This is a genomic window from Agromyces sp. NPDC127015 (assembly GCF_042725165.1).
GTDB classification, from domain to species: domain Bacteria; phylum Actinomycetota; class Actinomycetes; order Actinomycetales; family Microbacteriaceae; genus Agromyces; species Agromyces chromiiresistens.
In genome coordinates, this window is the sequence record NZ_JBHXDI010000001.1 from 1,254,923 (window position 1) to 1,268,788 (window position 13,866).

Consider the following 13,866-nt stretch of genomic DNA (forward strand, 5'->3'; position numbering starts at 1 on the left):
CGAGAGGATCAGACATGTCATCGAAGACCGTTCGGCGCGGCGCGATCGCCGCGCTCGCACTCGCCTCGACGCTCGCGCTCGCGGCCCAGCCCGCCTTCGGCAGCACCCCGGACGAGGCGCAGGAGCCGACGGCGACGAGCAACTCGGCGCCGGTGCCGGCCCCGAGCCCCGCCCCGGTTCCGGAGCCTCCGGTCGTGCCGTCGGCCGAAGCCCCGGCATCCCAGACCCCGGTGAGGGTGGCTCCGACGACCGAAGCCGTCGCGCCCGAGTCATCCGAGCCCGCGGCGTCGGCCGATCCCAGCGAGGCGGCAGCTCCGAAGGCCGCCGCCGGTGACGAGGAGGCGCCCGCCGAGCCCGAGATCGCTGTCTCGATCTCGGAGATCAGCCTGGAGGGCCCGGCGATCGTCGACGTCGAGGTGACCGTGCAGAACGACTCGGCGAAGGCGATGAGCAAAGTCGCCGTCTCGTTCGCCGGCCCGATCGGCTGGCAGGTCGTCACCGTCGACGACGACCTCGGGCGGATCGCGCCGGGCGACGAGGAGTCGGCCGCCTTCCAGATCCGAGTCCCCGAGAAGCGCCCGGGCTACGCGCTCCGAGTCTTCTCCGCGACGGTGGAGTACGGGGGCGGCGACGGAGCCGGAAGGGTGACCGAGACGCTCGCGGTTCCGACCATCCCGCCGATGCCCGACCTCATCGACCAGTCCCTGCTGTCCATCGCCGACGTCTCGAGTGAGGAGACGGTCTCCGAGCACACGCCCGCGACGAACGCGATCGACGGCGACCCGTACACGTTCTGGCACACCGCCTACCGCGACGGTGCGCGACCGTACCCGCACCACATCACCATCGACCTCGGTGCGGACTACGACGTGACCGGCCTGGAGTACCTGACCCGCCAGAACGCGGTGAACGGCCGGATGAAGGACTACCAGGTGTACGTCTCGACCGACGGGTCGACCTGGGGCGAGCCGGTGGCGACTGGATCGTTCACGGGCGATCTCGGACCGCAGCGCGTCGCGTTCGAGGCTGCGACCGGTCGCTACGTGAAGCTCGTCGGCCTGAACTCGGTGGCCGGTAATGCCTTCGGCGGGGCGGCCGAGATCAACATCGGCGGAGTCCGCCGATGAGGACACCGCCTCGCACCTGAGGCGGTGAGGCGCAGGCGGCGCGGGTTCGGGTCCCGCGTCGCCTGCATGGCCTCAAGCGGCCCGTTCTGCTGTGAGCGGATCGCCCTGTCGTCGGGTACCGGCCGCGGTTAGCCTCGGGGCATGGGCAAGGTCGTCGAGTTCCCAACGGTCCCGCGCAGGTCGAAGCCGCTCTGGCGCGACGTGCTCGGCGAGGTACTGCGAGGCGAGCGGCTCGCCCAGGAGCGGATCCTCACCGAGGTGGCGGCCTCGGCCGGCGTCTCACCGCAGTATCTCTCCGAGATCGAGCGCGGCCGCAAAGAGCCGTCGAGCGAGGTGCTCGGCGCCGTCGCCGAGGCGCTCGGGCTCGAGCTCTTCGAGGTCGCGCACCGGGTGGGCGAGGTGCTCGGCGCCCGCCACGAGGCGGAACAGCTCGAGGCCGAGCGGCGCGAGCGCCTCGACCACGAGCGCGCGCTCGCGTTCCGCGCCGACGCGCCGGCGAGGCATCCCGCCGTCGACGTCGGCACCGTGCTGGTGCTCGACCTCGACGAGGCCTCGGGCGCGATCGCCGACGGCGGCGCGACCGTCGCCGCGCCGCGCGGCGGCGTCTACCTGCTCGCCGCGTAGGCGGCCGCGCCGGCTCCGACCGGCACCCGTGCCGTCAGCACGTGGTCGGCGAGCCCGTACTCGACGGCCGCCGCGGCGGGCAGGATGAGGTCGCGGTCGGTGTCGTGCCGCAGGGTCGCCACGTCGTGCCCGGTGTCGGCGGCGAGGGCCGCCTCGAGCTCGGCGCGCACTCGCACGACCTCGTCGGCGTGGATGATGAGGTCGGGGATCGTGCCGCGGCCCTGCGTCGAGGGCTGGTGCAGCACGACCCGGCCGTGCGGCAGGATCGCACGCTGCCCCTTCGCCCCGCCGGCGAGCAGCACCGCCGCCGGCCCGCCCGCCTGGCCGACGCACGTCGTCGCGACATCCGGCCGGATGTGCTGCATCGTGTCGTAGACCGCGAGCGCCGCGCCGGGCGAACCGCCGGGGGAGTTGAGGTAGAGGCTGATCGGGGTGTCGTTCGACTCCGACGCGAGGTGCAGGAACTGCGCGATGAGCACGTTCGCGACGCCGTCGTCGATCTCGGTGCCGAGGTAGACGATGCGCTCAGAGAGCAGGCGGCTGTAGACGTCGAGCGAGCGCTCGCTGTTGCCCCGGCGTTCGACGACGTAGGGGATCGTGTAGCTGGTCATGCGGGCACTCGCAATCCGGTCTGGGGCCGCACAGCCCTCGGGAACATCTCGTCGAAGCCGTCGACGACGCGGTCGATGAAGCCGTAGTCGACCGCCTCGTCGGCCGTGTACCAGCGGTCGCGCAGCGAGTCCTCGGCGATCTTCGCGATGGGCTGGCCGGTGTTCTCCGCGGTGATGCCGAGCACGGTGTCCCGGGTGTACCGCAGGTCGTCGGCCTGCAGCTCGACGTCGACCGCCGTGCCGCCGATGCCGGCCGAGCCCTGGTGCATGAGGATGCGCGCATGCGGCAGGGCGAAGCGCTTGCCCGGGGTACCGGCGCTCAGCAGGAACTGGCCGGCGCTCGCCGCGATGCCGTAGGCGATCGTCGCGACGTCGTTCGGGATCGAGCGCATGAGGTCGGCGATCGCCAGCATGGCCGACACCGAGCCCCCGGGCGAGTTGATCCAGAACCGGATGTCGCGACGGGGGTCGTCGCCGGCGAGGGTGACGAGCTGCGCGCAGAGGCGGTTGCCGCCCTGCTGGTCGAGCTCGTCGCCGAGCACGATGATGCGTTCATGGAAGAGCCGGGCGGTGAGCTCGGCGTCGATCGGCTGGATCGCCGGGGTTTGTTCGCTCATGAACCCAGCCTGCGCGGCGTCGGCGCACGGTGGGGCGGATGCTGCTGAGAGCAGTGCTGCTCTCGGCGGAGAGAATCCACTTGCTCCTCGGCTCTCGAGCTCAGGAGAGCTCTCGAGCTCAGGAGCGAGGCGCGGCGCGCTCCTCGCGACACGCTCCTCACTCCGCGCTTATCGCTGCTCCTTCCTCCCTGCGCGTTCCGCGCTGGTCGTTCCGCGTTCCGCGCTGGTCGTTCCGCGTTCCTCGTTCCGCGCTCCTCGTTCCGCGCTCCTCGCTCCGCGCTCCTCGCTCCTCGTTCCTCGCTGGCCCGCCAGGTGGCGGGGCCTCATTGGGAAGACGTGTGGAGTTGTGGACTTGTGTCCTGCAGGGGTGTGGAGTTGTGGACTTGTGTCCTGCAGGGGTGTGGAGTTGTGGACTTGTGTCCTGCAGGGGTGTGGAGTTGTGGACTTGTGTCCTCGTTCCCCAGAGCGATGTCCACGCAGGATCGACGCCGACGCGTGGAACCGATGCCGACGCGTGGAACCGGCGCCGACGCGTGGAACCGGCGCCCACGCACGGAACCGGCGCCCCACGCGACGGGCCGGCGCTGAAAGGAGGGATCGACGATTCCCACGCCACGGACGGGCGGTCAAGGGAGGGATCGGCAATGCCCGTACGCGGGACCGGAGTCCATGCGGGGGACCGGCTGACCCCGCGTGCGGGATCTACGCGGAGTCTCCGCGGCACCGGCGCCCAGGCGGGTGAAGCCGGCAGGGCGCACTCCCGACGAGCTCGGGAGGCCTCAGCGAATCGAGGCCACTACCCCGCGAGGGTGCGGACGACCGGGCCCTCGCTGAACTGGCACGACGTCGCGGTGAGCCGCTCGTCGGGGTCGAGCTTCGCGAGCACGGCGCCGGCGATGACGTAGAGCTGCTCGAGCTGCTCGGCCGTGAGCGCGTCGAACACGTTGGCGCGCACGGTATCGACGTGCCCGGGCGCCGCCTCGGCCATGAGGTCGAGCCCGGCCTCGGTGATGGTCGCGTTCGTGGCGCGACGGTCTTCGGGACACGGGAAGCGGCGGATCAGGCCGCGCTCCTCGAGCCGGCGGGCGACGTGCGACAACCTCGGCAGTGTCGCATTCGTGCGGGAGGCGAGCTCGGTCATGCGCATCGTGCGCGAGGGGGCGTCGGCGAGCGCCATGAGCGCGACGTACTCGAAGTGGGTGAGCCCGGCGTCGCGCAGCAGCTGCGCGTCGAGCGCGCCGGGCAGGAGCTCGGCGACGGCGATGAGGCGCACCCACGCCGCCGATTCCTCGGCGTTGAGCCACTTCGTGTCGTCGGTCATGCGGCCAGTCTACCGCAATAGTTGACGAGACAACTTATTTGCCCTAGAGTGATGGTTGTCGAAACAAGTAATCGCGTCGACGAGGCGCGGGGAGGAAAGACAATGACGACCGTCAGCATCATCGGGAACGGCAACATGGGCCAGGCCATCGGGGGCATCGTCGCCGCAGGCGGCAACCGCGTCGAAGTGCTCGGCCGCGATCTCTCGCAGCCGGTCACGGGCGACATCGTCGTGCTCGCCGTGCCCCACTTCGCGATCGCCGAGATCGCCGAGGCGCGTCGCGCCGAGCTCGCCGGCAAGATCGTCGTCGACATCACCAACCCGCTGGACTTCGAGACGTTCGACTCGCTGGTTCCCGCTTCCGACAGCTCGAAGGCCGCCGAGCTCGCCGAGCTGCTGCCCGAGTCGCGCGTGCTCAAGGCGTTCAACACGAACTTCGCCGCGACCCTCGCCTCGAAGACCGTGGGCGACGAGGAGACGACGGTGCTCGTCGCGGGCGACGACGCGGTGGCCAAGCAGGCCCTCATCGACGTCGTGCGCGCCGGCGGCGTCAAGGCGATCGACGCCGGTGCCCTGAAGCGAGCCCGCGAGCTCGAGTCGATCGGCTTCCTCCAGCTCACGCTCGCCGTGCAGGAGAAGATCGGCTGGACCGGCGGCTTCGCCGTCGCGGCCTGACCTCCGCACCTCGCCGTATCGATCGAATCGCCCGGTTCCCCGCGGAGCCGGGCGATTCGGCGTCGGAGGGGGCGTCAGGCCAGGTCGCGCAGGTACGCCAACTGGGCGCGCATGGATGCCTCGGCCGCACCCCGCACCGAGGCATCCGTGTCGGCGTAGACGAGATCGGTGACCTCGCCGACCGTCGCATCCGCGCCGAGCCGGGCGAGCGCGGCGCGCACCTGGTCGAGTCGCTCGGCGCGGTGGGCGAGATACGCGTCGCAGATCGCGGCGAGGTCGGGCAGCTCGGGGCCGTGGCCCGGCAGGACCGCGACCGGGCCGGGGGTGCCGATCGCGCGCAGGCGCTCGAGCGAACCGAGGTACGGGCCGAGCGCCCCGTCGGGATCGGCGATGATCGTCGTGCCCCGGCCGAGGACGGTGTCGCCCGTGAGCACCGCGCGCGGCGGGTCTGCGTCGGCGGCGGCTCCGGCGCTCGCACCGGCTTCGCCGAGCAGTGCGAAGCACACCGAGTCGCGCGTGTGACCGGGGGTGGCGACGACTTCGAGCGCCAGGCCGGCGGCGACGATGCGCTCGCCGTCGGCGAGGGGGGCGGCGTCGCGGCAGAACGTCGGGTCGATCGCGCGCACCGGAGCCCCGGTCAGCCGGGCGAACGCGTCGATCGCCTCGGTGTGGTCGGCGTGATGATGGGTGATGAGCACGAGTTCGACGGGAGCGGCGGCGAGGCGGGCGAGGTGGCCGGCATCGGCGGGCCCCGGGTCGACGACGACGCTCGTGCGCGCGCCGGGCGCCTGCAGCACGTAGCTGTTCGTGCCGTCGAGCGTCATCGGGCCGGGGTTCGGCGCCAGCACGGCGCGCGCGAATCGCGACGGCCCCGCAGGGTCGACGTGCGGGTGGTCGGCGGGCTCCTGCATGTCGGCAGTGTAGCGGCGGCCTCGGCGCACGAGGTCTGGCCCGGCCGCGGCCACCGGCTTAGGCTGAAGGGATGGACACCGTGCCCGAGTCCCGGTCCACCTCCACCTCCGTCTCCGTCGCCGCCCCGCCCGCCACCGGCTCCGCCGCCACCGTCGTGCTGCTGAGGGACGGCGAGCTCGGCGTCGAGGTGCTCCTCGCCGAACGGCCGAGCGATCGCGGCTCGTTCGCGGGCGCCTGGGTGTTCCCCGGCGGTGCCGTCGACGACGGCGACCTGCACGGCACGCCGCGCGACGGCATCGACGCCGCCCGGCGTGCCGCGGTGCGAGAGGTCGCCGAGGAGGTGGGTCTCGTGCTCGCCGCCGACGAGCTCGTGCCGTTCTCGCGGTGGACGCCGCCGAAGGGGGCGCCCAAGCAGCTCACCACCACGTTCTTCGCGGTGCGCGTGCCCGACGGCGAGTTCCGGCTCGCCGCAGACGAGGTCGTCGCGGTCGACTGGCTGCGGCCGGCCGACGCGCTCGAGCGGCACGCGGCGGGCGAGCTCACGCTCTGGCCGCCGACGTGGGTCACGTTGCACGGCCTCGCGGGCGTCGACTCGGTCGACCACGCGCTCACCGCCTTCGCCTCGGGCGACGTGCTCGAGTACGTGGCGCGTCGCGACGACGCCCGGCGCATGGTGCTCTGGCAGGAGGACGACGAGGTGTCGGGCGCGAGGGGCCACCGGCACCGGCTGCTGATGGACCGCCTGCCCTGGGTCTACCAGCGCGAGTTCTGACCGTGGCCGACCTCACCGTCGTGGGCTCGGGGCCGAACGGCCTCGTCGCCGCGGTCGTCGCCGCCCGGGCCGGCCTCTCGGTTCGCGTGCTCGAGGCCGCCCCGACGCTCGGCGGCGGGGTGCGCACCGCCGAACTCACCCTGCCCGGGTTCCGGCATGACGTGTGCTCGGCCGTGCACCCCGCCGGGCTCGCCTCGCCTGTCTTCCACAAGCTCGGCCTCATCGACGGCCCGCATGCCCCCGAGTGGGTCGTGCCCGAGGTCTCGTACGCCCATCCGCTGCCCGGCGGGCGGGCCGGCATCGCCTGGCGCGACCTCGACCGCACGGCCGACGGGCTCGGCGTCGACGGTCCGGCGTGGCGCCGCCTCGTCGCACCGCTGCTCGCCCGCCAGCGTGGGGTCGTCGCGTTCACCGGTTCGCAGCTGCTGCAGGTGCCGCGCGACCCGATCGCCGCCGTGCGGTTCGGGCTGCGTGCGCTCGAACAGGGCACGGCCGCGTGGCACTCGCGCTTCAGGGGCGACGTCGCCCCCGCGCTGCTCACCGGGGTCGTCGCGCATGCCGCGGGCGCGATGCCCTCGCTCGCCTCGGCCGGCGCCGGGCTCCTGCTCGCGATGCACGGCCACGGTGTCGGGTGGGGACTGCCCGTCGGCGGGTCCCAGGCGATCGCCGACGCGCTCGTCGCCGAGCTGCGCGAGCGCGGCGCCGAGATCGTGACCGACGCGCCCGTTCGCGCGCTCGACGAGGTCTCGGGCTCGCGGGCGGTGCTGCTCGACACGTCGCCCGAGCTGCTGTTCTCGGCCGACCTGCCGGGCCGCTACGAACGGGCACTCCGCCGCTACCGCTACGGTTCGGGCATCGCGAAGGTCGACTTCGCGCTCGACGGGCCGGTACCGTGGGCGAACCCCGCCGTGGGGCTCGCGCCGACCGTGCACGTCGGCGGCAGCCGGCGCGAGATCGCGCTCGCCGAGAACGCGGTCGCGCGAGGCCTGCAACCCGGGGTGAGCCTGCAGGTGTCGGGGCACGGCGGGGCGCCGAGGCATCCCTACGTGCTCGTCTGCCAGCCGAGCGTGGTCGACGCGACCCGCGCACCCGCCGGCAAGCACGTGCTCTGGGCGTACACGCACGTGCCGGCCGGGTCGACGCTCGACGCGACCGAGCTCGTGACCGCCGCCGTCGAGCGGTTCGCACCGGGGTTCCGCGACGTCGTGCTCGCGTCGGCCGCGAGCTCGGCGGCCGAGGTCGGCGCGTACAACGCGAACTACGTCGGCGGCGACATCTACTCGGGGGAGCTCACGCTCGCACAGCTCGTCAAGCGGCCCGTGGTGTCGACGGCGCCATGGCGCACACCCGTCGAGGGGGTGTACCTGTGCTCGAGCGCGACCCCGCCGGGGCCGGCCGTGCACGGCATGAACGGGTGGTACGCGGCGAAGCTCGCGCTCAAGGAGCGGTTCGGCATCGGCGCATGAAGGGCTCTGAAGTCTCGAGGCGGTTCCGCTCCTATTCGCCCGACGGGCCCGGGCGTAGCGTGGACATGTGGACTGGACCGCCTGGTTCGACGCGCACGACTACGAGGTCGCCCGCCAGGTGCTGCAGCGCGGCGTCGCGGCGCTCGCCGTGGTCGCGTTCGTCTCGACGCTGAACCAGTTCCGGCCGCTGCTCGGCGAGCGCGGCCTGCTGCCGGTGCCCGAACTCCTGCGCCGGGCGAGTGCGCCCGGTGCGCGACTGCGGGGGCCGAGCCTCTTCCGCTGGGGGTACTCCGATCGTCGGCTCGTGGTCGTCGCCGCGACCGGCATCGTGCTCGCGGCATCCCTCGTCGCCGGCCTGCCGCAACTGGGGCCGCCCTGGCTGCCGCTCGTGCTGTTCCTCGCGCTGTGGGTGCTGTACCTGTCGGTCGTGAACGTCGGCCAGACCTTCTACGGCTTCGGGTGGGAGATGCTGCTGTGCGAGGCGCTCTTCACGGTCGCGTTCCTCGGCTCCGACGAGGTGCCGCCGCCGGTCGTGACGATCGTCGCGGTGTGGTGGCTCGTCTTCCGGCTCGAGTTCGGGGCGGGCATGATCAAGATCCGCGGCGGGCGCGAGTGGCGCGACCTCACCGCGCTCATGTACCACCACGAGACGCAGCCGATGCCCGGCCCGCTCAGCAGGCAGGCGCACCTGCTGCCGCCGTGGTTCCATCGGGGCGAGGTGCTCGGCAACCACTTCGCGCAGCTCGTGGTGCCGTTCCTGCTGTTCGTGCCGGGGCCGGTGGGCTCGGCGGCCGCGGTGGTCGTCATCCTCACGCAGCTGTGGCTCATCGTCACCGGCAACTTCGCCTGGCTCAACTGGATCACGGTCGTGCTCGCGGCCTCGGCGATCACCGATCCGGTGTGGCACTGGCTGATCCCCGCGATTCCGGCCGACCTCGGTTCGGATGCCTCGGGCTCGCCGCTCTGGTTCACGATCGTGGTGCTCGCGGTGGGCGCGCTGATCGTCGTGCTCAGCTGGTGGCCGCTGCGCAACCTGTTCGCGCACCGCCAGCTCATGAACGCGAGCTTCAACCGGTGGATGCTCGTGAACGCCTACGGCGCGTTCGGCACCGTCACGACGCGGCGCATCGAGATCGTCGTCGAGGGCACCGACGACGAGGTTCCCGACGAGGATGCCTCCTGGCGGGAGTACGGCTTCAAGGGCAAGCCGGGCGACCTGCGCGCGCTGCCGCGCCAGTGGGCGCCCTACCATCTGCGGCTCGACTGGCTCATGTGGTTCCTGCCGCTCGGCCGCATGTGGGAGCCGTGGTTCGCGGTGTTCCTCGAGCGGCTGCTTGCGGCCGATCCTGCGACGCTCGCGCTGCTCGCGCACGACCCGTTCGACGGGGCGCCGCCGCGCTGGATCAGGGTGCGGGCCTACCACTACCGCTTCGCGACTCGCGCCGAGCACCGCGCGACCGGCGATCGCTGGGTGCGCACCCTCGAGGGCGAGGTCATGCCGCCCGCGGGCCGCTGGGACTGAGACCGGCTGGGCTCAGCTCGCGGCGGCGGCCTCCACGGGGCGGTGCTCGATCTCGTCGACGCGGGCGCGCGGCATCGCGACGGCGGCGATGATCGTGAGCACCGCCGCGACGGCGACGGCGAAGAACACCGCGGCCGACGCGGCCTGGATCGCGACGGGGGAGTGGTCGCCGAGTCCCGACCGGGCGATCGCGCCGTTCGCGATCGCGCCGAAGATCGCGACGCCGACGGCACTGCCGACCGACCGCAGGAACATGTTGGCGCCGGTCACGACGCCGCGCTCCTCCCACGGCACCGACGACTGGGCGGCGATGAGCGTCGGCGAGGCGATGAGCCCCAGGCCGAGGCCGACGATGAAGCACGCGATCGCCGTGGTCACGACGTTCGGCACGAACGACACCGCGAACAGCGCGATGCTGCCGAGCACCGCGATCGTGATGCCGATGAGCGCCGTGTTCTTGAACCCGATGCGCAGGTACAGCCGGCCCGAGTTCGACGCCGAGATCGGCCAGCCGAGGGTGAGCGCGGCGACCGCGAGTCCCGAGACGATCGGCGTCGCGTCGGCCGTGATCTCGAGGAACGTCGGCACGTACGACGTGAGCCCGATGAGCACGGCGCCGACGCCGAGCGAGATGAGCGAGGTCGTCACGATGAGGCGGCGCGAGAAGACCCAGAGCGGCAGCACGGGTTCGGCTGCGCGCAGTTCGATGAACACGAACGCGACGAGCAGCACGGCGCCGACGCCGAAGGCGACGAGACTCTGCCACGAGAGCCACGCCCAGGCCTGTCCGCCCTCGAGCACGCCGAGGATCACGAGCGTGAGCCCGACGGTCAGCACGATCGAGCCGGTCAGGTCGATGCGATGCTTCTTGCGCTCGAACGACTCGTGGTAGGCCCGCCAGAGCATGAGCGCCGCGATGAGGGAGAGCGGGATGTTGATGAAGAAGATCCAGCGCCACGACAGGAACTCGGCGAACACCCCGCCGAGGGTCGGGCCGAGCACCGATGACGCCGCCCACACGCTCGCGATGTAGCCCTGCACCTTGGCGCGCTCGCGCACCGTGTAGATGTCGCCCGTGATGGTGATCGAGACCGGCAGCACGGCGCCGGCGCCGAGGCCCTGCACCGCGCGGAACACGATGAGCGACGTCATGTCCCACGCGAACCCGCAGAGCACCGATCCGACGAGGAACAGCGCGATGCCGACGAGCATGATCGGCTTGCGGCCGACGGTGTCGGCGAGCTTCGCGTACACGGGCACCGACACCGCCTGCGCGAGCAGGTAGATGGAGAACAGCCACGGGAACTGCGCGAACCCGCCGATGTCGCGCACGATCGACGGCACCGCCGTCGCGAGGATGGTCGAGTCGATCGCGATGAGCCCCGTCGCGAGCATGACCGCGATGAGCACCGGCCCGCGCTCGGATCGGAAACCCACACCTGCTGCGTCGCCCACGCCACTCCTCACCCGGGCGCGCGGCGGCGCCCCGTTGATCACAATCGCCGCGGCATCCGTTTCATTCCCGGGGGATGCCTCGGCGCGGCGGTAGCGTCGGCACCATGCGAATCCGTACGAAGCGTGCGCCGGCGGCGCCACCGCCCGCGGCCGAGGTGACGAGCGACGGCGATGCGCGCTCGCCCGAGGTGAAGATCCGTGCGTTCCGCATCGGGTTCGTCGGCGCGATCGGCGTGCTGCTCGCCCTCGTGCTCGGCGGCATCGTCGGGCAGCTGGGCACGGTCATCCTCTACGTCGCGCTCGCGCTCTTCCTCGCGCTCGGCCTCGACCCGGTCGTGAGCTGGATGCAGCGACGGGGGCTGCCCCGCTGGGCTGCGATCCTCATCGTGTTCGCCGTCGTGATCGGCCTGTTCGTCGGGCTGATCGCGACGATCGTGCCGATCGTGGTCGAGCAGACGACCTACGTCATCGAGAACTGGCCCGCGATCGTCGAGAACGCCCAGCACAGCGACCTCGTCATCTGGCTCAACGGCATCACCGGGTCCGAGGACGCGATCAAGGGAGCGATCGAGTCGGCCGGCGAGTGGCTCGCCGATCCGGCGAACCTCGGCTCGCTCGGCGGCGGAATCCTCGCCGTCGGCGCCGGCATCGCGGGCGGTTTCACCGGGGCGACCATCGTGCTGATCCTCACCCTGTACTTCCTCGCCTCGCTCGACTCGATGAAGCGCTACGCGGCGCGGTTCGTTCCTGCGTCGTCGCGTGCCGGCTACCGGGACGTGTCGGAGGAGATCACCGGGTCGGTCGGCCGATACGTCATCGGGCAGGTCAGCCTCGCCGCCGTCAACGGCGTGCTGAGCCTCTTCTTCCTGTCGATCATCGGGGCTCCCGCGCCGATCCTGCTCGCGTTCATCGCCTTCCTCTTCTCGCTGGTCCCCCTCGTCGGAACCCTCACGGGTGCGGTCATCATCTCGCTCGTCTGCCTCGCCGCCGGGCCGTACACCGCGCTCGCCGCGGCGATCTACTACCTGATCTACATGCAGGTGGAGGCGTACGTGCTGAGCCCCCGAATCATGAACCGCGCGGTCGCGGTGCCCGGAGCCCTCGTGGTGATCGCGGCGGTCGCGGGCGGCACGCTCGGCGGCGTGCTCGGTGCGCTCGTCGCCATTCCGGTCGCGGCGTCGCTCATCATCATCATGGAGAAGGTCGTCTTCCCGCGGCAGGACTCGATCTAGCCGGCGGCCCCGAGCCGGCCCGGGAGCGGCCGACGAACGAGGGCGCTGACACCCTCAGAACCAGATGCTGAGATGCGGGGTGCGCGGCGACGCGAACACGCGGTCGGCCAGCGCCAGCGAGCCGGGCGTCGTCTCGACGATGCGTCCGGCGCGGGCGAGCAGCGACGGCGCCACGTCGCCGAGGTAGATCGCACCGAGCTCGGCGACGCCGAGGCGCAGTCCCAACCCCTGTGCGGGCCTCGACCGGCGCGCGGCGCGAGCCGAGGCATCCCCGCCGTTCGACTCGGCCCGTCGCACCTCGGCGTGGCCCTTGGCTGAGAACTCGATCTCGAACCGGCCGGCCGCGTACCCCTGCGGGTCGTCGATGTCGAGCACGAGCGACCCCGGGCCCGAGTAGCGCCGCGCCTCGAGCGCGGCGACCGGGTCGAGGATGCGCAGCCAGAGGTGGTCGGTGACGTCGCTCACGGTGATAGCGCGCCGATCGGCGATGAGCCAGGGCAGCGCCTCGTCGACCGAGCGCAACCGGCCGCGCACCCGGGAGACGAGGTCGTGCTCGGTGAGGAATCGCCAGAGCGCGCGCTCGGCCTCGTCGGTCGCCGCTGCGAGGAAGTCGAACTCGAGCACGCCCGCAGGGTCGTCGTGCTGCGGACGGATCCGGTACACGACGAACCCCTGCGGCTGGTCGTGGCGGTCGTCGTAGCGGGCGACCCGAACGGCGCGCGATCGCTCGCTGTCGGGGTCATGCGTGCCGAGCACCCGGTCGAGCAGGCCCGGCCAGCGGTCAATCTCGCCGGGCGTGCGGGCGACGGCGCGTCGGGCGATCGCGCCGGCGGCGGTGCGCATGACGTCGGGCGCGACGAACTGCACGCGACCGGGCTCGGCCGGAGTGATCCATTCGACGCGACGACGCTCGACCTCGACGGTCGAGATGCGCGCAGCGGGGGCGTACCCGTAGCGGGCGTAGAGCGTGGCCTCCGACGCCGTGAGCATCGCGAGCGAGGCGCCGGCCGCCTGCGCGTTGCGCAGCTCGGCCTCCATCATCGCGCGGGCGATGCCGCGACGGCGGTGCGTCGGGGCGACGGTGACCGACGCGACGGCCCAGCTGTCGACGCTGCGGCCGCCAGGCACGCTGAGCCCGGTCGGCCAGCTCGCGGTCGTGGCGACGGGAACCTCGGGCGCGTCGAGCGTCGGGTCGTAGACGGCGGTGACGCGGCGGTCGGCGATCACCGACAGTTCGCGGGCGAACTCGGCGGCACCGGCTCGCCCCTCGTTGAATCCGCGTCGGTCTGCCTCGACCCACGCCTCGAGGCCCTCGCGTTCATCGGGACGGACGACGCGGTACTCGAGGCCGCGCGCCGCGAGCGCGGCCTCGGCCTTCGGATCGAGCGGGATGTCTCGGAGATCGAACGGCACCGATCCAGCCTACCGACGTGGGGCACCGCGCGGTCGGGCCGATCGATGCACGATCTCCGCGGCGGGGGAGGTCTCGGGCTTGATGGCGAGGCACCCGCGTCGGGTAGAATCGTGTCTTC

General features: G+C 72.3%; 13 protein-coding genes. 7 read left to right on the forward strand and 6 right to left on the reverse strand.

Features of this window, described 5'->3' with window-relative positions:
* Positions 1 to 14 precede the first annotated feature (14 nt).
* Together ACFWGP_RS06025 and ACFWGP_RS06030 are read left to right on the forward strand one after the other, a co-directional pair.
* The gene (locus ACFWGP_RS06025; RefSeq protein WP_376930376.1) at positions 15 to 1,127 is read left to right on the forward strand and encodes a discoidin domain-containing protein; all 1,113 of its coding nucleotides are present in this window, start codon (positions 15 to 17) and stop codon (positions 1,125 to 1,127) included.
* 141 nt (positions 1,128 to 1,268) lie between these two features.
* Positions 1,269 to 1,751, forward strand: coding sequence for a helix-turn-helix domain-containing protein (locus ACFWGP_RS06030; protein ID WP_275506437.1), 483 nt, complete (start codon positions 1,269 to 1,271; stop codon positions 1,749 to 1,751).
* Here the strand turns inward: ACFWGP_RS06030 and ACFWGP_RS06035 are convergent.
* The 3 genes from ACFWGP_RS06035 to ACFWGP_RS06045 all read right to left on the reverse strand — a co-directional run bounded on the left by ACFWGP_RS06035 (position 1,733) and on the right by ACFWGP_RS06045 (position 4,300).
* A complete protein-coding gene (locus ACFWGP_RS06035) occupies positions 1,733 to 2,362 on the reverse strand; it encodes a ClpP family protease (protein ID WP_231431820.1) in 630 nt (209 codons plus the stop codon). The two genes, ACFWGP_RS06030 and ACFWGP_RS06035, sit on opposite strands and share 19 nt — an antisense overlap.
* Entirely contained in the window at positions 2,359 to 2,979 is a 621-nt protein-coding gene (locus ACFWGP_RS06040) for a ClpP family protease (protein ID WP_275506439.1), read from the reverse strand. Before ACFWGP_RS06040 ends, ACFWGP_RS06035 begins: the two co-directional genes overlap by 4 nt.
* A gap of 796 nt (positions 2,980 to 3,775) precedes the next feature.
* Entirely contained in the window at positions 3,776 to 4,300 is a 525-nt protein-coding gene (locus ACFWGP_RS06045; protein ID WP_231431818.1) for a MarR family winged helix-turn-helix transcriptional regulator, read from the reverse strand.
* A gap of 102 nt (positions 4,301 to 4,402) precedes the next feature.
* On the opposite strand from ACFWGP_RS06045, the gene ACFWGP_RS06050 reads away from it, so the two are divergent.
* On the forward strand, positions 4,403 to 4,975 hold the full coding sequence (locus ACFWGP_RS06050; protein ID WP_376930377.1) for an NADPH-dependent F420 reductase: 573 nt from the start codon (positions 4,403 to 4,405) through the stop codon (positions 4,973 to 4,975).
* Positions 4,976 to 5,049: 74 nt separating this feature from the next.
* Here the strand turns inward: ACFWGP_RS06050 and ACFWGP_RS06055 are convergent, their stop codons facing one another.
* On the reverse strand, positions 5,050 to 5,886 hold the full coding sequence (locus ACFWGP_RS06055; RefSeq protein WP_376930378.1) for an MBL fold metallo-hydrolase: 837 nt from the start codon (positions 5,884 to 5,886) through the stop codon (positions 5,050 to 5,052).
* Between the two features lie 71 nt (positions 5,887 to 5,957).
* Here ACFWGP_RS06055 and ACFWGP_RS06060 point away from each other — a divergent pair, with 71 nt between their 5' ends.
* The 3 genes from ACFWGP_RS06060 (at position 5,958) to ACFWGP_RS06070 (ending at position 9,647) form a co-directional block, all read left to right on the forward strand.
* Entirely contained in the window at positions 5,958 to 6,659 is a 702-nt protein-coding gene (locus tag ACFWGP_RS06060; protein WP_231431815.1) for an NUDIX hydrolase, read from the forward strand.
* A 2-nt stretch (positions 6,660 to 6,661) separates the two neighbouring features.
* On the forward strand, positions 6,662 to 8,125 hold the full coding sequence (locus tag ACFWGP_RS06065) for a phytoene desaturase family protein (RefSeq protein ID WP_376930379.1): 1,464 nt from the start codon (positions 6,662 to 6,664) through the stop codon (positions 8,123 to 8,125).
* 67 nt (positions 8,126 to 8,192) lie between these two features.
* A complete protein-coding gene (locus ACFWGP_RS06070; RefSeq protein WP_275506442.1) occupies positions 8,193 to 9,647 on the forward strand; it encodes a lipase maturation factor family protein in 1,455 nt (484 codons plus the stop codon).
* Between the two features lie 12 nt (positions 9,648 to 9,659).
* Here the strand turns inward: ACFWGP_RS06070 and ACFWGP_RS06075 are convergent, their stop codons facing one another.
* Entirely contained in the window at positions 9,660 to 11,042 is a 1,383-nt protein-coding gene (locus ACFWGP_RS06075) for an MDR family MFS transporter (protein ID WP_231432381.1), read from the reverse strand.
* A 164-nt stretch (positions 11,043 to 11,206) separates the two neighbouring features.
* Here ACFWGP_RS06075 and ACFWGP_RS06080 point away from each other — a divergent pair, with 164 nt between their 5' ends.
* Positions 11,207 to 12,334 carry an AI-2E family transporter gene (locus tag ACFWGP_RS06080; protein ID WP_231431812.1) on the forward strand — a complete coding sequence of 376 codons (1,128 nt, stop codon included), beginning with the start codon at positions 11,207 to 11,209 and terminating at the stop codon, positions 12,332 to 12,334.
* A 54-nt stretch (positions 12,335 to 12,388) separates the two neighbouring features.
* Here ACFWGP_RS06080 and ACFWGP_RS06085 read toward each other — a convergent pair whose 3' ends face one another.
* A complete protein-coding gene (locus tag ACFWGP_RS06085) occupies positions 12,389 to 13,747 on the reverse strand; it encodes a GNAT family N-acetyltransferase (protein ID WP_231431811.1) in 1,359 nt (452 codons plus the stop codon).
* Between the last annotated feature and the right edge of the window lie 119 nt (positions 13,748 to 13,866).